Origin of the sequence: Neptuniibacter marinus (assembly GCF_965223595.1) — a bacterium.
In the GTDB taxonomy this organism is placed as follows: domain Bacteria; phylum Pseudomonadota; class Gammaproteobacteria; order Pseudomonadales; family Balneatricaceae; genus Neptuniibacter; species Neptuniibacter marinus.
Window position 1 is genome coordinate 1,103,447 of record NZ_OZ245004.1, and the last position, 23,927, is coordinate 1,127,373.

17 protein-coding genes are annotated in these 23,927 nt (G+C 44.2%); 13 read left to right on the plus strand and 4 right to left on the minus strand.

Features of this window, described 5'->3' with window-relative positions; genetic code table 11:
• The first annotated feature begins 127 nt into the window (after positions 1 to 127).
• The 6 genes from mads1 to ACOQOE_RS05125 are packed head-to-tail and all read left to right on the plus strand — an operon-like array spanning position 128 to position 11,047.
• Positions 128 to 307, plus strand: a complete 180-nt coding sequence (gene mads1 / locus ACOQOE_RS05100) for a methylation-associated defense system helix-turn-helix domain-containing protein MAD1 (RefSeq protein ID WP_420555068.1) — start codon at positions 128 to 130, stop codon at positions 305 to 307.
• A 20-nt stretch (positions 308 to 327) separates the two neighbouring features.
• Entirely contained in the window at positions 328 to 3,375 is a 3,048-nt protein-coding gene (locus tag ACOQOE_RS05105) for a BPTD_3080 family restriction endonuclease (protein ID WP_420555069.1), read from the plus strand.
• 1 nt (position 3,376) lies between these two features.
• Positions 3,377 to 6,184, plus strand: a complete 2,808-nt coding sequence (locus tag ACOQOE_RS05110; protein WP_420555070.1) for a site-specific DNA-methyltransferase — start codon at positions 3,377 to 3,379, stop codon at positions 6,182 to 6,184.
• Between the two features lie 13 nt (positions 6,185 to 6,197).
• Positions 6,198 to 8,270, plus strand: a complete 2,073-nt coding sequence (locus tag ACOQOE_RS05115; RefSeq protein ID WP_420555071.1) for a 3'-5' exonuclease — start codon at positions 6,198 to 6,200, stop codon at positions 8,268 to 8,270.
• Positions 8,271 to 8,299: 29 nt separating this feature from the next.
• Positions 8,300 to 9,310 carry an SIR2 family protein gene (locus ACOQOE_RS05120; protein WP_420555072.1) on the plus strand — a complete coding sequence of 337 codons (1,011 nt, stop codon included), beginning with the start codon at positions 8,300 to 8,302 and terminating at the stop codon, positions 9,308 to 9,310.
• 9 nt (positions 9,311 to 9,319) lie between these two features.
• Positions 9,320 to 11,047, plus strand: coding sequence for an ATP-binding protein (locus tag ACOQOE_RS05125; protein WP_420555073.1), 1,728 nt, complete (start codon positions 9,320 to 9,322; stop codon positions 11,045 to 11,047).
• A gap of 12 nt (positions 11,048 to 11,059) precedes the next feature.
• Here the strand turns inward: ACOQOE_RS05125 and ACOQOE_RS05130 are convergent, their stop codons facing one another.
• On the minus strand, positions 11,060 to 11,239 hold the full coding sequence (locus tag ACOQOE_RS05130; protein WP_420555074.1) for a hypothetical protein: 180 nt from the start codon (positions 11,237 to 11,239) through the stop codon (positions 11,060 to 11,062).
• A gap of 543 nt (positions 11,240 to 11,782) precedes the next feature.
• On the opposite strand from ACOQOE_RS05130, the gene ACOQOE_RS05135 reads away from it, so the two are divergent.
• Together ACOQOE_RS05135 and ACOQOE_RS05140 are read left to right on the plus strand one after the other, a co-directional pair.
• On the plus strand, positions 11,783 to 12,295 hold the full coding sequence (locus ACOQOE_RS05135) for an antirestriction protein ArdA (protein WP_420555075.1): 513 nt from the start codon (positions 11,783 to 11,785) through the stop codon (positions 12,293 to 12,295).
• A gap of 34 nt (positions 12,296 to 12,329) precedes the next feature.
• Positions 12,330 to 12,671 (plus strand): hypothetical protein, encoded by a 342-nt coding sequence (locus ACOQOE_RS05140; RefSeq protein ID WP_420555076.1) that lies wholly within the window; start codon positions 12,330 to 12,332, stop codon positions 12,669 to 12,671.
• 80 nt (positions 12,672 to 12,751) lie between these two features.
• Here the strand turns inward: ACOQOE_RS05140 and ACOQOE_RS05145 are convergent, their stop codons facing one another.
• The 3 genes from ACOQOE_RS05145 to mobC are packed head-to-tail and all read right to left on the minus strand — an operon-like array spanning position 12,752 to position 14,841.
• A complete protein-coding gene (locus ACOQOE_RS05145) occupies positions 12,752 to 13,078 on the minus strand; it encodes a hypothetical protein (RefSeq protein WP_420555077.1) in 327 nt (108 codons plus the stop codon).
• A gap of 13 nt (positions 13,079 to 13,091) precedes the next feature.
• Positions 13,092 to 14,429 carry a relaxase/mobilization nuclease domain-containing protein gene (locus tag ACOQOE_RS05150; protein ID WP_420555078.1) on the minus strand — a complete coding sequence of 446 codons (1,338 nt, stop codon included), beginning with the start codon at positions 14,427 to 14,429 and terminating at the stop codon, positions 13,092 to 13,094.
• The gene (gene mobC / locus ACOQOE_RS05155; protein WP_420555079.1) at positions 14,413 to 14,841 is read right to left on the minus strand and encodes a plasmid mobilization relaxosome protein MobC; all 429 of its coding nucleotides are present in this window, start codon (positions 14,839 to 14,841) and stop codon (positions 14,413 to 14,415) included. The genes ACOQOE_RS05150 and mobC overlap by 17 nt, the downstream gene beginning before the upstream one ends.
• A 774-nt stretch (positions 14,842 to 15,615) precedes the next feature.
• On the opposite strand from mobC, the gene dctP reads away from it, so the two are divergent.
• The 5 genes from dctP (at position 15,616) to relA (ending at position 23,925) form a co-directional block, all read left to right on the plus strand.
• Entirely contained in the window at positions 15,616 to 16,668 is a 1,053-nt protein-coding gene (dctP, locus tag ACOQOE_RS05160) for a TRAP transporter substrate-binding protein DctP (protein WP_067862191.1), read from the plus strand.
• Positions 16,669 to 16,671: 3 nt separating this feature from the next.
• A complete protein-coding gene (locus tag ACOQOE_RS05165; protein ID WP_420555080.1) occupies positions 16,672 to 18,933 on the plus strand; it encodes a putative bifunctional diguanylate cyclase/phosphodiesterase in 2,262 nt (753 codons plus the stop codon).
• Positions 18,934 to 19,136: 203 nt separating this feature from the next.
• Entirely contained in the window at positions 19,137 to 20,351 is a 1,215-nt protein-coding gene (locus ACOQOE_RS05170; RefSeq protein WP_420555081.1) for an alpha/beta fold hydrolase, read from the plus strand.
• A gap of 148 nt (positions 20,352 to 20,499) precedes the next feature.
• The gene (gene cysM, locus ACOQOE_RS05175; protein ID WP_067862185.1) at positions 20,500 to 21,393 is read left to right on the plus strand and encodes a cysteine synthase CysM; all 894 of its coding nucleotides are present in this window, start codon (positions 20,500 to 20,502) and stop codon (positions 21,391 to 21,393) included.
• 267 nt (positions 21,394 to 21,660) lie between these two features.
• On the plus strand, positions 21,661 to 23,925 hold the full coding sequence (gene relA / locus ACOQOE_RS05180) for a GTP diphosphokinase (protein WP_420555082.1): 2,265 nt from the start codon (positions 21,661 to 21,663) through the stop codon (positions 23,923 to 23,925).
• Positions 23,926 to 23,927 lie beyond the last annotated feature (2 nt).

The window sequence follows — 23,927 nt, forward strand, 5'->3', positions numbered from 1 at the left end:
AAAGTCCGTCTATTTGGTTAGCTGCAAACAATTTAGTGCAGAAACTCTATCAATCATAGGTGTTTTTGGTTGTTCCTTCCTCTATTTTCCCATATTCTCCCCTATGGTTATGAGGGCAGAAACTGCTATGACTGATCAAATACTGACCTTAAAAGAGGTTGCAGCTTACTTAAAGCTTGCAGAGAAAACTGCTTATAAATTGGCAGCCGAGGGTAAACTGCCTGGCTTCAAAGTTGGCGGCAGTTGGCGTTTTAAGCGCGAAGATGTTGAAATTTGGATAGAAGAGCAGAAGAAAAAACGAACATGATACGGAAATAACGATAACTAATGTCTGATGAATTTTTTAATAAACCAATACTGAACTCGCCTTATGAGTACCCATCTGCCCATTGGGAGATGGAAGAAGGTCTGCCTACCCACAGTATCGTCAATTCACGAAGACGGGCAGAATTCATTACACCCATTCCAAAGCCCAAAAAACGCAAAGACGCGAAATCGAAAGATTTATTTGATGAGAGTTTGGGGCTTAGTGATGGGAGCCAAAAGTATGACCCTATATCGATCATTAATGAGTTAAGAAGCTATGTAGACTCCTGGCGAAGAATCCCTAGTGAAAGTGATTGGTTGGTGACTTCCGATACTGCGCGACTACTCAAGCACTGGCGGCATTACGAATTCAATGGAATTCGTCCTTTCTTCTGTCAGGTAGAAGCCGTTGAGGTGGCTATTTGGCTGACGGAGGTCGCCCCCAAAATGGGCAAGACCGGAAAAAAATTTCTCGACTACTTGTCCAGCGCCAATGAAGATGCAAATCCAGGCTTAATGAGACTTGCACTAAAGCTAGCGACTGGTGCCGGTAAAACTACCGTTATGTCGATGTTGATTGCATGGCAAACGGTCAATGCGGTTCGCCAGCCTAGTAGTAAAAAGTTTACCCGTGGTTTCCTGATTGTCGCGCCTGGCTTGACGATTAAAGATCGTCTGCGTGTTCTCCAACCTAATGACCCCGATAGTTACTACCAAAGCCGTGAAATTGTCCCGAGCGATATGCTGGCTGATTTAGAACGAGCCAAGATCGTCATTACCAACTATCACTCATTCAAGTTACGTGAGCGCGTTGATATTTCTGCTGGAGGGCGAGCATTACTTAAAGGTAAAAGAGGCGAAGACCTAAACACCTTGGAAACTGAAGGCCAAATGCTCCAGAGGGTGGTTCCTGAATTGATGGGCATGAAAAACGTGATGGTGTTAAATGACGAGGCACATCACTGCTATCGCGAAAAACCAGGTGAAGATGAAGAAGGCGATTTAAAAGGTGACGAAAAGAAAGAAGCGGACAGCAATCGCGAGGCCGCTCGCCTTTGGATTTCAGGTCTTGAAATTATTGCAAAGAAACTTGGCATTAACCGAGTAATTGATCTTTCAGCGACACCGTTTTTCTTGAGTGGCTCGGGTTATGCTGAAGGAACGCTATTCCCCTGGACAATGAGCGATTTCTCACTCATGGATGCCATTGAATGCGGCATTGTCAAACTACCGCGTGTTCCGGTAGCCGACAACATACCAGGCGCAGAAGTACCAGTATTCCGCGAGTTATGGAAACATATTGGGCCGGAAATGCCCAAAAAGGGACGAGGCAAAGGCCAAACGCTCGATCCTCTAAGTATTCCAAGTAAGCTAAAAACAGCACTCGAAGCGTTGTATGGGCATTACGAAAAAACTTTCGAGCTGTGGGAAAAAGAAGGCATAAAAGTCCCGCCGTGTTTTATCGTTGTTTGCAACAACACATCAACCTCGAAACTGGTATTCGACTATATCTCAGGCTTTCATCGTGAAAACGAAGACGGTTCGACCGAACTTGAAAATGGCCGATTAAAACTCTTCAGAAATTTTGATGAGCACGGTAATCCTCTGGCCAGACCAAACACCTTGCTTATTGACAGTGAACAACTGGAATCCGGCGAAGCTTTGGATACCAATTTCCGTTCTATGGCTTCAGATGAAATTGAGCGTTATCGCCGAGAGATCATAGAACGAACCAAAGATGTTCGCGCAGCAGATAACATCACTGACCAAGACCTTCTTCGTGAGGTTATGAATACCGTTGGGAAATACGGTGCACTTGGTGGAAATATCCGCTGTGTTGTTTCTGTCTCAATGTTAACGGAAGGATGGGATGCCAACACGGTGACCCATGTGTTGGGTGTTAGAGCCTTCGGCACGCAACTCCTGTGTGAGCAGGTGATTGGACGGGCACTGAGAAGACAGTCATACGATCTTAATGAAGAAAATCGCTTCAACGTCGAATATGCAGATGTCTTGGGTATTCCCTTTGACTTTACCGCCAAGCCTGTAGTCGCACCACCGCAGCCACCAAGAGAAACTATTCACGTAAAAGCAGTTCGACCAGAACGCGACAAACTTGAAATCCGTTTTCCTCGCGTAACAGGCTATCGCGTAGAACTACCAGATGAACGCTTAACAGCAGAATTTAACGCGGATTCCATTCTTGAGTTAACGCCGGAATTGGTCGGCCCATCCGTTACCCAAAATGCAGGTATTATAGGCGAGGCAGTTGACCTTAATCTTATTCATACTGGCGATTTAAGGCATTCCACCTTGCTGTTCAACCTAACGCAGCGCCTGCTTTACACCAAATGGCGAGACCCAGGTGAAGAGCCAAAACTGCACTTGTTTGGCCAGCTCAAGCGCATTACCAAACAATGGCTAGATAGTTGTCTGGTATGTAAGGGGCAGACTTACCCAGCACAGCTCATGTATCAGGAGCTAGCGGATATGGCCTGTTCGAGGATAACTGCCGCCATAACACAGGCTGAGCAAAATAAAGACAGGCCAATTAAAGCGCTGCTCGATCCCTATAACCCAACAGGCTCGACAATGCATGTCAGCTTCAACACCTCGAAAACCGAGAGATGGGAAACCAATCGACTTAAATCGCATATTAACTGGGTGATCCTCGATAGTGATTGGGAGGCTGAGTTTTGCCGTGTTGCCGAGTCACATGAGCGTGTGACTGCATACGTTAAAAACCATAGCCTTGGCTTAGAGGTTCCGTATCGATATGGTTCCGAAACGAGAAAATATAGGCCGGACTTTATTGTTCAGATCGACGATGGCAATGAAGACCCGCTAAATCTGATCGTTGAGATTAAAGGCTACCGCCGAGAAGATGCCAAAGAGAAGAAACTCACCATGGATACCTACTGGATACCTGGCGTAAACAATTTAAAAAGCTATGGCAGATGGGCCTTTGTTGAGTTTGGGGATGTTTTTGAAATGGAGCATGATTTCAAAAAGAAAGTCGAAGAGCAGTTTAATAAGATGATAGAAACAGCGATGGGGAAAGGACAATAACATGGCAAAAGCAACAAAACCCAAAGCCAAGAAGCAGGTAGAAACCCTTACCCACGAAGATGCATCACGTAAGAACATTCCGACTGCCGAATATGAAGCGGTGCTTCATGAGAAAGATAAAAGCTCCGTTCGTGTTGCTTACGAGCGCCGTAACCGTGATCTCGACCCTCAATTAGTCTGGCGTGGAAAGGATGAGCAGGATTGGTCTGATCTTGTTGTTCATGCGCCACCACTTTATATACAGGAAAAAGTTCACCCCAAAGTTCTGATTGACGACTTGCGCCGCCGAACCGAACAGGCCCAGGCGGAAGCCGAAGAGCAAGATCAGGGGTTTATGGGCGATCTGTTTGCAGACTTCAATGGCCTGCCAAGTGAAGATGCTAAAACCGAGTTTTATCAGCACGATTCGCACTGGTCGAACCGCATGATACTAGGTGACAGTCTTCAAGTTATGGCTTCATTAGCCGAGCGTGAAGGATTGCGAGGTAAAGTACAGTGTATCTATTTTGACCCACCATATGGCATTAAATTTAACTCAAATTTTCAGTGGTCTACAACTAGCCCCGATGCAAAAGATGGAAAAATAGACCAGATAACCAGAGAGCCAGAACAAGTAAAAGCATTCAGAGATACTTGGCGTGATGGAATACATTCATACATGACCTATTTGCGTGACAGGCTGTCCGTAGCTCGTGATCTATTAAGCGATTCAGGCTCCATTTTTATTCAAATTGGTGACGAAAATGTTCATCGCGTTCGTTGTTTATTAGACGAAGTTTTTGGAGAGGATAATTTTGTATCGGAAATTGCTTTCGCAAAAACGACTTCATCGACTAGCAACGACTTGTCGGGTGTATACGATATCATTCTATGGTACTCGAAAAATAAGCAATCATTTAAATATAGGCCAATATATCTTCCGAAAATCGCAGGTGGCCCTGGGGGAACAGGATATACGAGAGTACAAAATAACTACGGAAATGTTGAGGCAGCAAAAAAATATACAGATAAAGATGGGAACCTTGTTTTGAATGACGGTGAATATCTTGTCTTCCCTGACTCAATACGCTCACAAAGTCCAGGGTCAAGATACGATGTTTACTACAAGGGTAAAAAGTACAGGCCAGAGCCTAATTACTGGAAAACTGATGAGTCTAATTTTCAGCGATTACTTAAAGCAAATAGAATTTATGGAACGAAGACGAACCTTTCTTACGTAAGGAGGTACAACGATTTTCCAGTCTATCCGATGTCTAATTTCTGGAATGATACAGTCGGCCAAAATCAGTTTGGTGGCAAGAAGATATATGTTGTTCAAACTGGGCTAAGTGTAGTTCAGCGATGTTTACTTATGGCTTCAGATCCTGGTGACTTGGTTCTTGATCCTACATGTGGATCGGGGACAACTGCCTATGTCGCTGAGCACTGGGGACGCCGATGGATTACCATTGATACCTCCCGTGTCGCATTGGCACTAGCTCGCTCCAGAATTATGGGGGCGCGCTACCCATATTATCTACTAGCTGATTCTGGAGACGGGCTACAAAAAGAAGCGGAAATTACTCGTTCGGCACCTTCAGTGAAGCCTACAACTAACAATATTCGCTATGGATTTGTATATGAACGAGTGCCGCACATTACATTAAAAGCAATTGCAAACAATACTGAAATTGAGGTTATCTGGGATAGAGCTCAAGACGAACTTGAGCCTCTCCGTCATCTGCTAAATAAAGAACTTGGAAAGTCCTGGGAAGAATGGGAAATACCAAGTGAGGTCGATGAAAGCTGGACAAAGCAAGCAAAAGAATTACATGCATCTTGGTGGAAACAAGTCATTGCAAGACAAACGGAAATTGATGCATCTATTGCTGCAAAGGCAGATTCAGAATATCTCTACGACAAACCTTACGAAGACAATAAGAAGGTTCGTGTTGCAGGGCCATTCACTGTAGAAAGTCTTTCTCCACATCGCGCCTTAACGGTAGGTATGGATGACGAGCTGATTGATCCTACAGAACAGAAAGGAGAATTCGAGGAAGAACAAGACTTCGTTCAGATTATACTTGAGAACCTCAAAACCGCTGGCGTTCAGCAAGCCAACAAAGAAGACAAGATCAGTTTTATTTCATTGTCTCCCTGGCCAGGTCAACTGGTCTGCGCCGAAGGCAAATATATTGACGATACTGAGGCAGAAAAACGCGCCGCGATATTTATCGGGCCAGAATTTGGCACTGTTTCTCGTCCTGATCTAGTTCAGGCGGCAAGAGAAGCTGCTGATGCTGGCTTTGACGTGCTAATCGCCTGCGCCTTTAACTATGACGCTCATTCCACGGAGTTTGAAAAACTTGGCCGTGTTCCAGTGCTGAAGGCTCGTATGAATGCCGATCTTCACATGGCCGATGATCTGAAAAATACAGGCAAAGGCAATCTATTCGTTATCTTTGGAGAACCAGACATTGATATTTTGGAAGCTGAAGATGAACAGATACAAGTGAAAATCAATGGCGTTGACGTGTTCCACCCGAACACTGGCGAAGTGCGTAGCGATGGCGCTGAGGGCATTGCTTGCTGGTTTATCGATACGGACTATAACGAGGAAAGCTTTTTTGTTCGTCAGGCATACTTCCTTGGTGCGAACGATCCCTACAAATCGCTAAAAACGACTCTCAAGGCTGAAATTGATCAAGAAGCCTGGGATACGCTGAATAGCGATATATCTCGTCCATTTGAAAAACCTAAGAACGGACGCATAGCAGTCAAAGTCATTAACCATCTTGGCGATGAAGTCATGAAGGTTTATCGGGTATAAGGAGAGGCTGGCCATGGAATTTCGTATATCAGATTCATTTACCAGTAGCCTCGCCAAACTGACTGGCGATGAGCAAAAGGCCGTCAAAACAACGGCCTTTGACCTACAAATGAATCCTGAAAATCCAGGTCATAGCTTCCATAAGCTGGATCGCGCTCAAGATAAGAATTTCTGGTCGGTACGGGTTAATCGAGACATACGCATCATTGTCCATCGCTCTAAAGCGAGCTTATTGCTCTGTTATGTCGATCACCATGATGATGCCTATAAATGGGCCGAAAAGCGCAAACTGGAAACGCACCCCAAAACAGGGGCTGCCCAGCTCGTTGAAATTAGGGAGCGCGTTGAAGAAATACGTGTACCTTACTATGTCAATGTGGAAGCAACACCGCCGCCAAAGCCATTGCTTTTTGATGAGTTTGATGATGACCAGTTACTGGAATATGGCGTACCGCCAGAGTGGCTGGCCGATGTAAAGGCATCCGATGAAGATTCAATATTAGAACTGTCGGATCACCTGCCCGCAGAAGCCGCAGAAGCCCTAATTGAAATTGCCGTTGGTGGAACGCCGAGAGCACCAGTGGTTACTTCACCAGAGAGTAATCCATTCGATCACCCCGATGCACAGCGCAGATTCCGCATCATGGTCGATACGGAAGAGCTGGAGCGTGCACTTGATGCACCATGGGAAAAGTGGACTGTATTCCTTCACCCTGATCAGCAAGAACTGGTTGAAAAAGATTTCAATGGGCCTGCTCGTGTTTCCGGCTCCGCTGGAACTGGCAAAACTATTGTGGCATTGCACCGCGCGGTGCATTTAGCGAGAGAGAATCCTGAGGCGCGTGTGTTACTTACGACTTTCTCTGACACGCTGGCCAACGCGCTAAAAGAAAAGCTTAAACATCTGATAGGAAATACACCACGACTGGCAGAACGCCTGGAAATCCATTCGATGGATTCTATCGCTGTCCGTCTCCACAAATTCAACGTCAGTAATAAAAAATTACTCAACCGAGAGCAATTATTTGAACTCGTCTCGAAGCATTCCCACGGTATTGATGACCTTCGCTATTCAGCGGCATTCATTTTCGAGGAATGGCTTCAGGTGGTCGATGCCTGGCAGATCAATGCCTGGGATGAATATAAAGGCGTACAAAGGCTAGGCCGAAAAACCAGACTGGCTGAAACCCAGCGACAATTATTGTGGGCGATATTTGAAAAGGTTAATGCTGAATTGGTTGACACTAATTCAGTATCTATGGCTGGCATATACCTGGATTTAACCCATTCCCTGGAAGAAAAGAAAAACAGTCCCTTTGATTTTGTAGTGGTCGATGAGGCCCAAGATATTAGCATTCCGCAGCTTAGATTCCTTGCCGCACTGGGTGGCGCAAAGCCAAATGCTTTGTTCTTTGCAGGTGACTTAGGTCAACGCATATTCCAGCAGGCATTCTCGTGGAAATCCCTTGGTGTTGATATTCGCGGCAGGTCTAAAACGCTTCGCGTAAATTACCGCACTTCGCACCAGATAAGGATGCAGTCAGACCGTTTGCTTGGCCCTAGTGTTGCCGATGTTGATGGCTACGAAGATGATCGAACCAGCACCGTCTCAGTATTCAACGGCCCAGAGCCGACCATTCAAAACTTTGACTCCTTTGATGAAGAAATTGCTTTTGTTGCAAATTGGCTGACGAAACTCACTGATGATGGATATGAGGCGCATGAAATTGGCTTGATTGTTCGTTCTGACAAAGAAATACCAAGAGCGGTAACGGCGATTGAAAAGGCAGGCATAACCTATAAACAGCTAGACAGCTACATTCAGCTTGCACACGGGTACGCTTCCATCTGCACAATGCACCTGGCTAAAGGACTGGAATTTAGAGCTGTTGTAGTGATGGCTTGTGATGATGAGATTATTCCGTCTCAGGAGCGTATCGAAGCAGTAGCGGATAATACTGACCTGGAAGAAGTGTACGATACAGAGCGACATTTGCTGTACGTAGCTTGTACCAGAGCAAGGGATAGACTTCTCGTTACCAGTGGGGAATTGCCTTCTGAGTTTTTGGATGATTTGGTCATGTAACTGTGAATTAATGGACAAAGGAAATAAATTTGACCGACTTTGATTATCAGAAACAAGCTCAGGACTATTACGCAAAAGCTCCTGTAATTATCTTGGGTAGTGGTGCCTCTATGGCCTTCGGTCTCCCTGGGATGGGGGAACTGGCGGAGCATATTAAGACGCACGTTGACACTTCTGCAATCCCATGCAGTGAAACTGGTTCTTGGTCAGAATTTTGTAGTTTGCTCGAAACAGGTACTGATTTGGAAGCAGCTTTACATCAAGTTAATTTTTCCAATGACACAACTGATTTAATTATCCAATCCGTATGGGACTTAATAAACTCTAGGGATGAGTCTGTTTACCAAAGCTCTATAGATGATCGCCATCTTTTCTCTTTAGGAACTATGCTCTCGCATATGTTTAAGAGCAGTTTGTCAGAACTTAACATAGTCACGACAAATTATGATTGTCTGGCCGAGTATGCTTGTGACCAAGAGGGGCTGCATCACTATTCTGGTTTTTCACATGGGTATACGCGAAGGTTGGCCGCCCCAGGTTATATCTCATGTTCAAGAAAGGTGAATATATGGAAAGTTCATGGTTCTTTAGATTGGTTTTATTCGACTCAGAACGAGACAATATCTATACCTAAATCTCAGTTTAGGCCCGATGACTATCGCCCTCAAATCGTGACTCCTGGCGTACAGAAATATCAAAAGACGCATTTAGAACCCTACAGATCAATAATCGGAAGCGCTGATACTGTCCTGTCAAATGCTTCAGCATATTTGTGTGTGGGGTTTGGGTTTAATGACGAGCATATTCAGCCCAAGCTTTTGCAAAAGTGCCAGAGAGATGGGGCAGCTATTGTTATCGTTACCTATGCATTAACAGACCAAGCTAAGGCACTTATATTTGACGGGAACATAAAAAACTATTTGGCAATCGAGCGAGCTGATGATGGGCGTTCAAGAATATATTCTTCACAGCTAGAAGACCCAATTATTGTTGAAGGAGATTTTTGGAGCCTACAGGGGTTTTTAAATTTGATAATGTGAGAGGGAATAATGCCGATATTCAATTTTCAGGATGCAGATGCCTTAGGTAAGGTTGCCACAGTCGATACTTCTACTGTGATAGTGGAGGTTTTTAATGTGGATCAGCTTAAGCGGTTGCAAGTCAATCGATTGGCCGTACTTCAAAGCAGCAAGCCTGGGCAGCATCTTATTGGCCTAATAAGCAAGGTCACACGGAAAAAGCTGGATTTCAGCGTAATAGAAGATGATGCTGAAGATCAAGTGGCAGAGCAAAACCTCTGTAGGATATCTTTGATCGGCACGCTTCTTGATCGTGATGGTCAGAGAGAAAATGTTTTTAGGAGGACACTGGAAAGCGTTCCTGAAATTGACGCAAACTGTTTCTCTCTTGAAGGTGATCATCTTACCGCTTTTATGCGAATTTTATCTGCCACTGCTGAAGAAGGGAAATCACTTACACTTGGCCGCTATACATTAGATGATGGTGCTATAGCCTATTTGAACGGAAATCGTTTCTTTCAGAGACATGCATTTATTGGGGGAAGCACTGGTTCAGGAAAATCCTGGACAACCGCAAAAGTTATAGAGCAAGTTGCAGAGCTTGAGTCGCCAAACGCAATAATATTTGATCTTCATGGTGAATATGAACCTTTACAAGCTGATAGCATTCAACACTTTAAAATTGCTGGACCGAACGATATTGATGCGGGCAGCACGCTAGATGACGGTGTAATCTTCCTACCATATTGGCTGCTTTCCTATGAAGCGCTTGTTTCAATGTTTGTTGATAGAAGTGATCAAAACGCACCTAATCAAGCCATGATTATTTCTCGTGAGATAAATACAGCCAAACGAAAGTACTTGGAAGATGGCGGTCATGGAGATCTTCTAAATAACTTTACTGTAGATAGCCCAGTTCCTTTTGACCTTAATGGTCTGTTGGAGGAGTTAAATGAAATCAATACCCAAATGGTGCCGGGCGCACGAGGAGGAGAAAAGCAGGGCGAGTTTTTTGGAAAATTAGCTCGAATGATCGCCCGCCTGGAAAACAAGGTAACCGACCGTCGTTTAGGGTTTCTATTTCAGGGTGGAGAAAGTACTTTGGAATTTAGTTGGTTGGATTCTTTAATATCTCGAATATTGGGTAGTGCTGGCGAGAACGAAGGTAAAGGAATTAAGATTATTAACTTCTCTGAAGTTCCGTCGGATATTCTTCCCTTAATAGTTTCTCTCGTTGCAAGGCTTGCCTTTTCCGTTCAGCAGTGGACACCATCCAATTTGAGGCATCCAATCGCGTTGTTGTGTGACGAAGCACATCTATATATCCCTCAACGATCAATGGCTGATGCGGCTGATGATATATCCATCGATATATTTGAAAGGATAGCCAAAGAAGGGAGGAAATACGGAACCAGTTTAGTGGTTATTAGCCAAAGGCCTTCAGAAGTTAATAAGACGGTACTAAGTCAGTGCAGTAATTTTGTTTCCATGCGTCTAACTAATGTTGATGATCAAAACGTGATTAAAAAATTGTTGCCAGACAGCCTCGGTGGATTTAGTGAAATTCTACCAACACTAGATACTGGCGAAGCTCTTGTGGTTGGTGATGCCAGTCTTCTACCAAGTAGAATAAGAATTGATAAACCTCGCAACGAGCCAAACAGTGGAACAGTAGAGTTCTGGGATGAATGGCAGGAAGGCGTTCCTGCAAATAGATTACTTACTGCCGTGAATAATTGGCGCAAACAATCTATTTAGGTCGTTAAATAATCAAGGGCATGGAGCCCTTGACGCAAGTTCGTTTTCGATATTTTCTAATGAAGCCAATGCGACCACGCGCTCAAGTGTTTGCGGCTTGCTTTTTGCCAGCTCGTTAAAAACCTTTCTATGAAGGCCATAAAGCTCATTCGTGTTTTTGGCTACCAGTTCAAATCTTGTAATCAATCTCATTGTTACCTCCTGTTTTTGGAGGCCGTGACTGCCACGGCCTTTGTATGGCCGCGTGTTTGAGCAAAGTGACTGATCTGCACCTTGGGTCGCAATAATGTGAAGAAGCTTTACGCTTGCTGATCCATTGTCACGTTGCGCTAGTGGTAATGCTAAAAAGGCAGTGCTGGTTAAGGGCTCAATCAGGTGGTGCTGATTGATTGAAAATTACTGGTAGTGCTAAAAAAGCACGACTGCTTTGAAAGACGTTGAAAGTTTTCGCTGCGCTAGGCTGAAATTTCAATAAAGTGTGAACACTGATCGTGTTCGCTTGATTCAATAGTTACGTGCCCCTTTTGGGTAAACGTCAAAATATCACACAACTTGTCTCCATCAAGACATCCCCCATCCTTCCGCGCCCGAAAAGACTGGGCTTGTGCAGGACGGGCGGTTCCCCCTGTCTGGATTACGCCAAAACATGTGATCTTACGCTCGCTTCTCTCGCTCCTTTGTCTGGGGTTTTCAACCCCAAAAGGGGATGTGTTTTTAAGATTAAGGAGAAAAGCAATGAGCGAAGAAATCAGAATTTATGTGACATGTTTGGCAGCGTATAACAGTGGCTATTTGCACGGTGTTTGGATTGATGCAACGGCGGACATTGACGACATTCAAGACCAAATAAACAGCATGTTGGAATCCAGCCCTGTAGAGGATGGAGAAGAATACGCCATTCACGACTTTGAAGGTTACGGCAGTTATCGCCTGTCAGAGTATGAAGGCATACAAAGTGCGCACGAAGTAGCTTGTTTTATTGAAGAGCATGGCGAGATAGCCGCCGAGTTGATTAGCCATTTTTCAACGCTTGAAGAAGCACAGAAAGCCATGGAGGAAGATTATCAAGGCGAGTATGCAAGCCTCTCGGACTACGCGCAGGAAATCACCGAAGAAACAAGCGAAGTGCCCAGCCATTTAGAATTTTATATCGACTATGATCGCATGGGGCGCGACATGGAAATGAGCGGCGATATTTTCACAATCGAAACAGGCTATCAAGAAGTGCATGTTTTTTGGAACCGCTAAGGCGGTTCCCTTCATGCGGAAAGGGAATTTTAAAATGCGAGATTTAACAAACGAAGAAAAACAGCAATCACTAAAACGGGCTTTAACCTGCACAGGTGGTGCGCTCGATAGATGGAGCGCCAGAGCTGCTACAGGTCTGAATGATGTGGGTATGGTTAAAGCAGTACGTTATGAGCTGGGTATTTGCGGCGGTTCAGGTCGCAGCAATAGTATACATATTCATTACGAAGGCGCTGGCTTGAAAGTATGGGCGGCATGGGAAATATTTATTCCTTCATCAGCAGAGCCAATATTTCAGGGAGACGCCACCATTAAAGCGGCGAGGTGTTTATTTGGTATTAAAAATCCAGATGACGTGCAGCTTGATTTATTTTGATTGATAAAAAATGCGCCGCCAAGCTTGGGGCTTGGCGGCAATGCTCGCTCTCAAATTGAGGCTGCGCTAATAAGGGCTTTTTAATAAGGAAAAACGCCAGTAAATGGCATTTTGCTGCTTAATATCGCCTGAATATCTTCAGGCAAGTAAATTGTTGGATCGTCATAGCCGATCCGAATTTCAGAACTATTGAGCGGCATGAATTCCATGCCGTCTTTTTTGATCGAAAAAATGAGCTTGTTGTGCGCCATCCAGCGCCCGAAACACACTTCATAACCTTCGCCTTCCAGTAGCTCGGCAATTTCTGGGGTTTCGATTTTGCCGTCGCCGTCATCGTAGCCAAATTTTGAAAAGGCATGGCTCCAGTGATAACGGTTTCCACAATGTTCGCATTTATCGCAGGCCATGTTGTTTCCTTTCTTATATCTCTGGCTCAAAACCAAAGCCTGTGTCGTCATCACGTTTGTTTTGGCGGTTTGTGATGCTTTGGTTTTGAGTGCCTCGGTTTTTAGTGTTGGCTTTCGAGTGTTGGGCGTGCTTTGATTTTTCCTCATGTTTCGCCACCTGAGAAAGATCACGCACTAAGGCTTGCCGTTCTTTTTCTTGCGCGTCACGCATTAAGCCAATTTGTGTTTGCAGGTTTTGGCGCTCGGTTAGTTGTTGCTGTATGAGTTCTTCTTGTTGTTTACGGTCGCGCAGATGCGCTTGCCACGCCTCTTGCTCATTAGCTTTTCTGGTTTTCCAGTAGCGCCCGTTGAGCTTGTCCCAAATGCCCTTGAAGCCTTTGCGAATTCTCGCGGATCGTTTCAGTTCTTCAGACTGCCAGCGTTTTTGCTGGTATTCCTTAAGGCTGGCACGAACCGAGCGGTGTTCGCTGGTCATTCTGGCCTTGTCAGTAAGCAAGGGTTTGAGCTTTTCATTGTGTATGCTGCGCAATTCGTCTTTGTATGAATCAAACAGTTTTGAAAGCTGGCCTTGTATCCCGTTTTTCACTTCTTGCACTGAAGGTAGTTCGTTGGAATTGCCAAGGCGAGCCTCTAAGGCTTTGGCTTTTTGCCCTAGTTGGCGCGTGAGTGAGTACACCTCGCCATAGACATCTAGCGCCACAAAACCGCGCTTATCGCCTTCGGCTAAAAAATAGCCTTTTTCACGAAGCGCATGCTCGAAACTGGTTTTGGTGTCGGATATTGCCCAGCATTCCTGAAGCTCACTTTTTATAACCGAGGCTTTACGCCCAATGCGTTGCGCTTGCTGCCATTCGGCGCGGGTGAAGTTCAGTGGGTTTTTCTTGGTTTTGTCTTTGAAGCCTTCAGGCAGCTTCCAGCCATGTTCCAGATATAGGGATTTTGAAATATCATTGAGCTTAAGTTTTGGGTGCGAGATATTGACCGCCTTCATTTCGTCCGTATTGATGCGGCTCCAAACGCAGTGCGCATGGCGGCGGCCTTCCTTTTCATGGAAGACCACCACACGGGGCTGACCTTCAAGCCCCAGCTTTTGCTCCACGCGCTCCAGCGTTTTTTCAAAGGTCTCAATATCGACCTTTTCATCCTGTGGCGGGTTAAGGCTCATGGAATACATGAATTGCTTACACTTGGTTCCCTTGGATAGCGCATAGGCTTCATTCAATGCGCCAAGAACATCTTGCGCCATAAAGCCGCTCACCTCATGCACATTGACGTGCTCATTTTGCTCCCCGTTGAGCAGGTGAAGCGCCATTTGGCGACCGCCAGCACGTTGATTACCCTTGAGGATCATTGTCATCCTCCTTTGCAGGCTGGCTTTGAGGTTTTAACCCTAATGCCTTAATCAGCGTATCGCGCATCCACTGAATGGCCGTAACAGACTCATTGAGCGATTCCACAACGTCATGATTGACGGGGAGAGAACCAGAATTAGCCGCCTTGGCGAGTTGGTTGATATTGGCGCTAATACGAGATTGGCCTAGCGCCCCAATGAGCTTAGCAATGGCCTTTTGATCAATATCAGCAGTTTCGCCACGCGTGCGCTTTTTGGGCATTTCGGGCATATCTTCTTTGAAGATCAGCCAGCGAATGTAAGCTGCGAGCGGTCTGCCAGCCGCAGCCGTCTCAAGTGCTTTGCGTTCTTCCTCGGTAAATCTCATGGAGAATGGAGGGGGATATTTGGTTTTTGGCGTTTTATCGACCATTTTAAGCCCCTCCACTTGTCAAAATGGGGCTTTCGCCGTTATACTCCGCGCCCTGTGAAGCGTGGGCTCCCTCTAAGCTAGATAGTAACGCGCTGATATGTGGCTTAGAGGCAATATCAAGGGCATTGACCAGCAGCTTAGACAGCGTTGGCAACCAGCCCCCGCTACCAGATTAGAGAAAGCCGATTTAGTTAATTCTAAGTCGGCTTTTTTTCGTTTTGGTATTATGATTTTTAAAAGATGTAGCTGGTAGCTCGTCGGGCTCAGCTCATGTAAGACCAGGCGAAGGTCGTTGGTTCAAGTCCAGTCCCCGTACCAGATTAGAGAAAGCCGATTTAGTGAATACTAAGTCGGCTTTTTTGCGTCTGGAGTTTATGGTTTTTAAAAGATGTAGCTCGGTAGCTCGTCGGGCTCAGCTCATGTAAGACCAGGCGAAGGTCGTTGGTTCAAATCCAGCCCCCGCTACCAGATTAGAGAAAGCCGATTTAGTGAATACTAAGTCGGATTTTTTTCGTTTGGGTATTATGATTTTTAAAAGATGTAGCTGGTAGCTCGTCGGGCTCAGCTCATGTAAGACCAGGCGAAGGTCGTTGGTTCAAATCCAGCCCCCGTGTTAGCTAAACGCTTTCATTTACGCACTAATATGTCAGCCGTTCAATGTAATCGCCCTTAATAATTTATGTCTTTATCTATACTTATATCAACCATATACTTGAATTATCTTTTTGATGTTTATCAGGAAATAAATTTTTTTATTTACAAAGTGAATTTTAAATGAACTCTGGTCGTGTTGTTTTTACGTTTGCCTTTTTTCTTTTTATCTCTGGATGTACGGATCAGAGTGAGCCGGAGGTTTATCGTTGGGATATACAGTCACAAGCGGTTGCCACAACCACGAGTTATCTTGAAATACAAAACTTTGTAAAAAGTATTGAAGCGATGAGCGCAGGGCGGCTGATTATAACGCCCCATCCCGCAGGTGAATTGGCACATGGTTCGGATATTTATACAGCGGTAAGTGAAAATCGCATTCAAATGGGGAATGGCTGGCCAAATTGGTGGTCGGCACAACACCCTGCATGGGCTGTTATGAATTCGGGGCCGTTTGATTTTATGAACATTGATGCATCAATGATGTTCTTTTATGAAAAAGGGGGGATCGAGCTGGCCAATGAACTTTCTATTCCTCAAGGCGTTTTATGGCGTCCTGCGTGGTGGGCCGGTATGGAATTTGGCTTGGTCTCTAATGAACCTATAGCTGGTTTAGACGACCTACATGGAAAAAAGGTACGTATAGGCCCAGGCTTTCCGAGTGAGGTCTTAGTAGAGGCATCGCAAAGTATGGCTATTCCACTCGTACCTGAAGAGATTAAACTATCATTGGTATCGGGTCACATTGATGCGGTGGAGTGGACAACATCGACCGGTATTATTGATTTAGGTTTGATGGAGGTTAGTCCTTACGGGATTGTTCCCGCTATCTGGCAGCCTTCTGTTTTAGCCGATTTTTTGATTAACAAAGAAGCCTATGATGCGTTGCCTAAAGATTTGCAGACGATTTTAGAGTCGGCAATAAAATCGTATGCCTTAACAACAACGTTGAAAGCTAAGGTAAATGATATTGCAGCATTAACGATCTTAGAGGATCATGGTATGACGCTGCAAAAATGGAGCCCTAGTGATATTGAACGTTGGCGTGTAGCAGCAACGGCGTTAACAGCGCAATATAAACAAAAAGATGATTTCTCTCGTCGCTTAATTGAAAGTAAGCAAAAATTTAAGCAGGAGTTTGATTATTACTATCAATATTTTGGGCCGTATGAATAGCCAATGTTGACTATTTTTAATTACCGTTTAATCACGGCGCTAGTATTAAGTACTGTCATGATCATGTCTGTTTTTGGGGCAGTTCGCTTCTATCTGTCAGAAAAGGCATTTGACGCCAACCTTGATTCGTTAGTGTTTCAAACTTCAAACAGAATAACCTCTGCAGTAAAACCTTCCATATGGTCAATTTATAGCAAATCGGTGGAGCGCTCTTTTTCTCAAGAGTTCGCATCAGGTGTACTCGACTCTGAGCTGTTAGGGGAGTATGTGGTGGGTGTTGTGGTATATGGTCAGTTCGGTCATATCTATATGGGAAAGTGGAAAGATAGGCAAGGGCAGGTCTTTTCATATGATTTGAAGCAGCGAAAAAAATTAATTGAGTATGCGGATTTTCGTCGCTCATTTCCTATTAGTTTTGACACTATGACCTTAGGGAAAGTCGAGCTCTTTATTGATACAACGGCGTTTAAACAACATCAAAAAGACGCATTGATCGTTGAATTAGTTCAGATCGGAATTGTATCTATTTTCTTTGTGTTTGTTCTTTTTTATATGATTAAGCGCTCACTTTTAAAACCTATGCGCAAGCTAGAATTGGCCCATAAAACATTTGCAAGTATGAGTGAGGCGATTGTCTATACCGATCATAAAGGCGATATTTACGAATTTAATAACGCTTTTTTGAATATGCTCAAGCCAGGCTCTGTGGATGTGGTAGGAAAAAATATTCAGGCTTTTTTCCCTGAAGCGTTTAATACATTTTCCCCTGTTTTTGCAGAGGGGGCACATGAAGCTTGGCAGGGGGAGGCGAGTTTTTGTTCTTATGACTCGTGCGTCGTTCCTGTGTGGTTAACTGTCAGTGCGGTTGACGAGGCCGCGCAGAGTTTAGAAAGTCCTAACGGCGTATCTGAGTTAGTGTTTGTGTTTCAGGATATTTCAGAACGTAAAAATGCAGAAGCAAAACTACAAAAGCTTGCATTCCATGATGTGCTAACAGGCCAGCCCAATCGGCAATATTTTGAAGAGGAGTTAGCGTTAAACCTGAATTTGGCACAACGGCAGGGACGTAAACTGTCCTTGATCTTTATTGACCTTGATAACTTTAAGCATATTAATGATGCGTTAGGTCATGCTGCGGGGGATAATGTACTGATTGAGGCCGCTAAACGGTTCCGGCTTAGATTACGCAGAGCGGATTTTTTAGCGAGGATCGGTGGTGATGAATTTACGGTGATTGTGAATGGCATTACTGATTCAGAAGAATCTGCATTCATCGCAAAAGGGCTTATAGAAGCGCTTAATGAACCGATTGTTATTAATAACACTGAATTTAAAGTGGGGGCCAGTATAGGGATTGCTAATTACCCTGATGATGCCGAGGATGAGCAAGAGCTGATTAAAAATGCCGACATAGCGATGTATAACGCTAAAGATTTAGGTAAAAATCAAATATCATTTTTCTCTAATGAGTTGAATGAGAAAGTAGAACACTATTTTGAATTAAAAAATAATCTTGATTTTGCGATTAAACACGGTGAATTTCGATTATATTTCCAACCTAAAGTGGACCTGTTAGCGAATAAAATCTGCGCGGCAGAAGCCCTAATTCGTTGGATTAAAGCGGATGGCACTCTTGTTACACCTGACAACTTTATTCCTGTTGCTGAAGATACGAAGCAAATCATTCCTATAGGTCAGTGGGTTATTGAAACTGCAATCCAGCAACTAAAGGATTGGCAAAATACTGAGTTTAAAGACTTATCACTGTCTATCAACGTATCGGCGATTCAGTTATATGACGATAGTTTTTTACCTCACTTAAAAAGCAATTTAGAGTCTTCAGGCATTAATCCGGCGCAATTAGAAATAGAGATAACCGAAACGGCGGTTATCACGGACACTGAGACCGCCGTTAAAATCTTGTATGAATTAAAAAAACTGGATGTGGTTTTGTCCTTAGATGACTTTGGTACGGGTTACTCCTCATTAAGCTACTTACGCTTATTGCCTGTCGATATCTTAAAAATTGATCGTTCCTTTATCGCAAGCGCAAAAGAGGGAAATGTTAGTATCAAAATTCTTGCATCGATTATCGCGTTAGCACGGGAATTAGCAATTGATGTTGTTGCTGAAGGTGTCGAAGATGAAACACATCTTAACTTGTTGTTGGCGCACCAGTGTCAACTTGGGCAAGGGTATTATTTTTCTAAACCGCTGCCGTTAGCGCAGTTTGTGAAACTCGATTTGGACTTGTCCTTACATTAAACGTTCCCTTCCAATATTAGTCGCCTATCTTTATGAGGATCGGCTTTATATCTTCAGGTTTTTGAATATTTTGTTGTTATAAAGCCGCTCTATTTTATCTATAGTTATTTATAAATAGCCGAAAATAACCTATTAGTTGATACTGAATTTAAGTACGAACGGGGTCACACCACTTCTAAATACGTCATGCGGAGAGATTAAAGATGAAAACTGAGCGCTTAGAGTTTGTTGGGCATGATGGTTCTACGTTAGCGGCGAGGTTGGATCTACCTGTTGGAAAGCCCGCTGCGTACGCTCTTTTTGCTCATTGTTTTACCTGCTCTAAGGATATACCCGCCGCACGTAGGATTGCTCAGCGTTTAGCATCTCTAGGTATTGCCGTTTTACGTTTTGATTTTACTGGATTAGGGCATTCCGAGGGTGAATTTGCTAATACAGGATTTAGCTCAAATGTAGAGGATTTATTGGCAGCGGTTAATTTTTTACGTGAAAAGTATGAAGCACCGCAGTTACTGATTGGTCACTCATTAGGAGGGGCTGCAATACTAACTGCAGCAAAAGGTATACCTGAGGCGAAAGCTGTCGTGACTATTGGTGCTCCTGCTGAGCCTGATCATGTGTTGCATAATTTCAGTCATCATGTGAGTGATATTTGTTCTGAAGGTCAGGCGGAGGTCAGTCTTGGGGGGCGTGCTTTTACTATTAAGCGTTCTTTTGTAGATGATATTTCGGGTACTTCGTTAGAGGAGAGTGTAGGTCATCTTAAAAAGGCCTTGTTGGTTATGCATGCTCCTTTAGACGAAACTGTCGATTTAGAAAATGCGGCTAGGTTATTTAAAATGGCCAAACACCCTAAAAGCTTCGTTACTTTAGATAATGCCGACCATCTGCTTTCACGCCCTGAAGATGCAGAATATGCTGCTGAATTAATATCGGCATGGGTACAACGCTATATAGATGTGGCTTTATTGCCAAAACTTATGAATGCCCCAGAGGGGGTTACGCGTGTTAGCGAAGCAGATCCTAGTAGTTTTACCCAAGATATTAGTGTTGAGGGGCATCATTTAATAGCTGATGAACCTGAAAGTTATGGTGGTAATTATCTAGGTCCAAGCCCTTACCAATTGGTAGCAGCCGGTTTGGGAGCTTGTACATCTATGACAATTCGAATGTACGCACGACAAAAGAAGATCCCTTTAGATCACGTTCAAGTAGATGTGAGCCACAGTAAAATTCATGCACAAGATTGTTCTAGTTGTGAACAAGAGAAGGGGAAGGTCGATCAATTTGTGCGCCAAATTACATTGACAGGTGATCTGTTGGATGAACAGCGTCAACGCTTACTTGAAATTGCTGACCGTTGCCCTGTTCATCGGACATTAGAAGGTGAAATTAAAATTATGACGGTACTTGTTTGAGGTTAAGGTGAGTACGTTGTTGAAGCTCTGAAATATCAAAGTGATTTCTTGAGCTTTAATGGAACCATCGGTAGAATTTCAGGTCTTCTTATAAGGCATAAGAAAATAGTTTCTTATGCCTTTTTTATGTTTGATGGGTGATTAATTTATGCAAGCTCAGTTCCCTACTATTGAAGATTATATTGGTCAGACCCCGTTGGTGCGTTTACAGCGTATTGGTCAAGGTCGGGGTAATGTGATTCTGTGCAAGCTAGAGGGAAATAATCCGGCAGGCTCTGTAAAAGATCGCCCCGCTTTAAGTATGATTCAGCACGCAGAAACACGCGGACAGATTAAGCCTGGTGATACGTTAATCGAAGCAACTTCAGGTAATACTGGTATCGCTTTAGCTATGGCCGCTGCGATCAAGGGCTATAAGATGAAGCTGATTATGCCGGACAACTCAAGTGCCGAGCGTAAAGCATCAATGACAGCCTATGGGGCAGAGTTAATCCCAGTCTCAAAAGAGGCGGGGATGGAAGGCGCCAGAGATCTTGCTTTAGCTATGCAAGCGAGAGGTGAAGGGATCGTACTCGATCAGTTTTCCAATATGGATAATCCTGAAGCGCATTATCAAGGTACAGGTCCTGAAATTTGGCAGCAAACCCAGGGAACCGTCACTCATTTTGTTAGCTCTATGGGTACTACAGGCACGATTATGGGCACATCACGCTTCTTAAAAGAGCAAAATGAAGCGGTTCAAGTGGTGGGTCTTCAGCCTAGTGACGGCGCTCAGATACCCGGTATTCGACGTTGGCCTCAAGAGTATTTACCTAAAATTTTTGATGAAAGTCGTGTTGATCTTGTGTTGGATATTGATCAAAACGAAGCGGAGGATACTATGCGAGCACTAGCGCAGAAGGAAGGGATTTTCTGTGGGGTCTCTTCTGGTGGGTCGGTAGCTGGGGCTTTACGTTTGGCTCAAGAGGTCGAGAATGCGGTGATCGTCTGTATTATTTGTGATAGAGGTGACCGTTATCTATCAACTGGAGTCTTTAATTAGTTATCCTCAGATAAAATATCTAACTTCAAAAGCCCTAAGGGGCTTTTTTTGTAAGTATTGTATATCTGGGTATACATTCTGCTTAATGTTTGTTTTTGATATAGAGCGGGAAACAAATTCGCGCTTTGAGCTCATAAAGAATAGAATGGCCGACCACAGGATAAGGGTTGAATAACAGGGAAGAGCCCATATTTTCTTGTCTAATTAAAATAATAAAAGATGCGGCTTAATTTTTGGGAGTAGCAGTTTTTATGGCGCAGGTTCATCATGGTTAAAGTTCGCCAAGATCAACCCATTAGAGATGATGGGTCCGTTGATATAGAGTTATGGTTAGAACAGCTTCAAGATTTAACAGATATTGATGACATCGATGTCGTTCGTCGTGCCTGTGAAATGGCCAAAAAGGCACAGAAAAGTACCGATGAAGTAGAAGATGCTTGGGCTGAACAAACGGAAGGTTGCTTTCGAACCGGTCTGGAGATGGCACAAATTCTTGCTGATCTTCATCAGAATCAAGAATCCCTAATTGCTGCAATTCTCTATCGTGCCGTTCGTGAACGTAAGCTTCCTATGGAGCGTGTACGGAAGCAGTTTGGTAAGCCTATAGCCCAGTTAATCATGGGCGTCCTTCAGATGGCGGCGATTGGTAGCCGTAAAAATCCGCGTATTGATGACAATGTTCTAGGTAGTGACACTACCCAGATGGATAACCTGCGCAAAATGTTAGTCGCAATGATTGATGATGTGCGGGTTGCCCTCATTAAAATTGCAGAGCGTACTTGTGCTATTCGAGGCGTTAAAAATGGCTCTCGTCGGAAACGTTATCTTGTTGCTCGTGAGGTTTTTGATATTTATGCGCCTTTGGCTCATCGCTTAGGTATAGGCCATATTAAATGGGAGCTAGAAGACCTTTCGTTTCGCTACCTAAAACCGAATGATTACAAACATATTGCCAACTTATTAGATGAGAAACGTTTAGATCGTCAAGAATATATAGATCAAATTGTTGTGCGCCTAGAAAGCGAGCTTGAGAACGCCGATATTGATGGCGAGGTTAACGGTCGAGCTAAACATATTTATAGTATTTGGCGTAAAATGCAGCGTAAGAATATTGAATTTAGCCAAGTTTACGATGTTCGCGCTGTTAGGATTTTAGTTCCAGAAAGCCGTGACTGCTACGCAGCGCTTGGGATTGTTCATAGCTTATGGCGCAACATACCCCATGAGTTTGATGATTACATCGCATCCCCTAAACCTAATGGCTATCGTTCATTACATACGGCTGTTTTTGGCTTAGATGGCAAAGTGCTAGAGATTCAAATACGTACCTTTGATATGCATGAAGAGGCCGAGTTGGGCGTCTGTGCGCATCATCTCTATAAAGGTACAGACACCAAAACCAATAGCGATGCATATGAAGATAAAATTGCTTGGTTGCGTCAGGTTCTGGAATGGCATGATGATCTAGGTGAAAGTGAAGGCTTTGGTGAGATGTTGCGCGGCGATGTAGTGCAAGATCGCTTATATATCTTTACTCCCGATGGTCATGTGATTGATATGCCTAAAGGGGCGACACCTATAGATTTTGCGTACCGCGTACATACTGAAATTGGTCACCGCTGCCGTGGCGCTAAAGTTAATGGTCGCATAGTGCCGTTAAATAGGCGTTTACAAACGGGTGACCAAGTTGAAATCATGACCGGAAGTGAGGAGCGCCCGCGTCGCGATTGGTTAAATATGAACCTTGGTTTTGTCACGACTCCACGAGCGCGGGCAAAAGTGGCGCATTGGTTCAAGTTTCAAGCAAAAGAGCAAAATGCTGATGCCGGCCGCGCAATGGTGGTTAAAGAGTTCAAACGTTTGGCGATCGATCTTGATGACCTTAACCTGACTGAAATTTGCGCTGAGGTTAATTACAAAACCATCGAGGATATGTACGCGGCTTTAGGGGCCGGTGATCTAAGGCTTTCTCAAATTATTAACTCGGCACAAAGTCAAGTACTCGACGAGGACGTCGATGAGCAGTTAGATCTGGCATTATCATCACACCACGAAGACGAAGTGAGCCCGGAAGGGATCAAAGTTAGCGGTGTTGGTAACTTGTTGTCGACGATGGCAAGTTGCTGTACTCCGGTTTTAGGTGATCAAATTGCCGGTTACATTACGCAAGGGCGTGGAATTTCTGTGCACCGCGAAGATTGCAGTAACTTTATTCAATTACAGGAAAAAGAGCCGGAAAGAATTATCGAAGTAGATTGGGGCGTCTCGGGTGAGACAACCTATCCCGTTGATATTTTTATTGAAGCCTTCGATCGTCCCGGCTTGTTACGTGATGTGATGCTGATTATGGCCGCTGAAAATGTGAATATTGTTGCTGCAAATACACTATCAGATAAACGTGAAAATATGGCTAGATTAACGTTAACCGTTGAAATATCGAGTTTAGATCTGCTTGGACGCGTTATGGATAAAGTTAATCAGATACCGAATGTGATGGAAGTTTATCGTCAGCGTAGCGGTATTATACGTTAATT

Bases quoted from the DNA above. Each gene is read 5' to 3' on its own strand.
- mads1 (WP_420555068.1), top strand. From the start codon at position 128: ATGACTGATCAAATACTGACCTTAAAAGAGGTTGCAGCTTACTTAAAG.
- ACOQOE_RS05105 (WP_420555069.1), top strand. From the start codon at position 328: ATGTCTGATGAATTTTTTAATAAACCAATACTGAACTCGCCTTATGAG.
- ACOQOE_RS05110 (WP_420555070.1), top strand. From the start codon at position 3,377: ATGGCAAAAGCAACAAAACCCAAAGCCAAGAAGCAGGTAGAAACCCTT.
- ACOQOE_RS05115 (WP_420555071.1), top strand. From the start codon at position 6,198: ATGGAATTTCGTATATCAGATTCATTTACCAGTAGCCTCGCCAAACTG.
- ACOQOE_RS05125 (WP_420555073.1), top strand. From the start codon at position 9,320: ATGCCGATATTCAATTTTCAGGATGCAGATGCCTTAGGTAAGGTTGCC.
- ACOQOE_RS05130 (WP_420555074.1), bottom strand. From the start codon at position 11,239: ATGAGATTGATTACAAGATTTGAACTGGTAGCCAAAAACACGAATGAG.
- ACOQOE_RS05135 (WP_420555075.1), top strand. From the start codon at position 11,783: ATGAGCGAAGAAATCAGAATTTATGTGACATGTTTGGCAGCGTATAAC.
- ACOQOE_RS05140 (WP_420555076.1), top strand. From the start codon at position 12,330: ATGCGAGATTTAACAAACGAAGAAAAACAGCAATCACTAAAACGGGCT.
- ACOQOE_RS05145 (WP_420555077.1), bottom strand. From the start codon at position 13,078: ATGGCCTGCGATAAATGCGAACATTGTGGAAACCGTTATCACTGGAGC.
- ACOQOE_RS05150 (WP_420555078.1), bottom strand. From the start codon at position 14,429: ATGATCCTCAAGGGTAATCAACGTGCTGGCGGTCGCCAAATGGCGCTT.
- mobC (WP_420555079.1), bottom strand. From the start codon at position 14,841: ATGGTCGATAAAACGCCAAAAACCAAATATCCCCCTCCATTCTCCATG.
- dctP (WP_067862191.1), top strand. From the start codon at position 15,616: ATGAACTCTGGTCGTGTTGTTTTTACGTTTGCCTTTTTTCTTTTTATC.
- ACOQOE_RS05165 (WP_420555080.1), top strand. From the start codon at position 16,672: ATGTTGACTATTTTTAATTACCGTTTAATCACGGCGCTAGTATTAAGT.
- ACOQOE_RS05170 (WP_420555081.1), top strand. From the start codon at position 19,137: ATGAAAACTGAGCGCTTAGAGTTTGTTGGGCATGATGGTTCTACGTTA.
- cysM (WP_067862185.1), top strand. From the start codon at position 20,500: ATGCAAGCTCAGTTCCCTACTATTGAAGATTATATTGGTCAGACCCCG.
- relA (WP_420555082.1), top strand. From the start codon at position 21,661: ATGGTTAAAGTTCGCCAAGATCAACCCATTAGAGATGATGGGTCCGTT.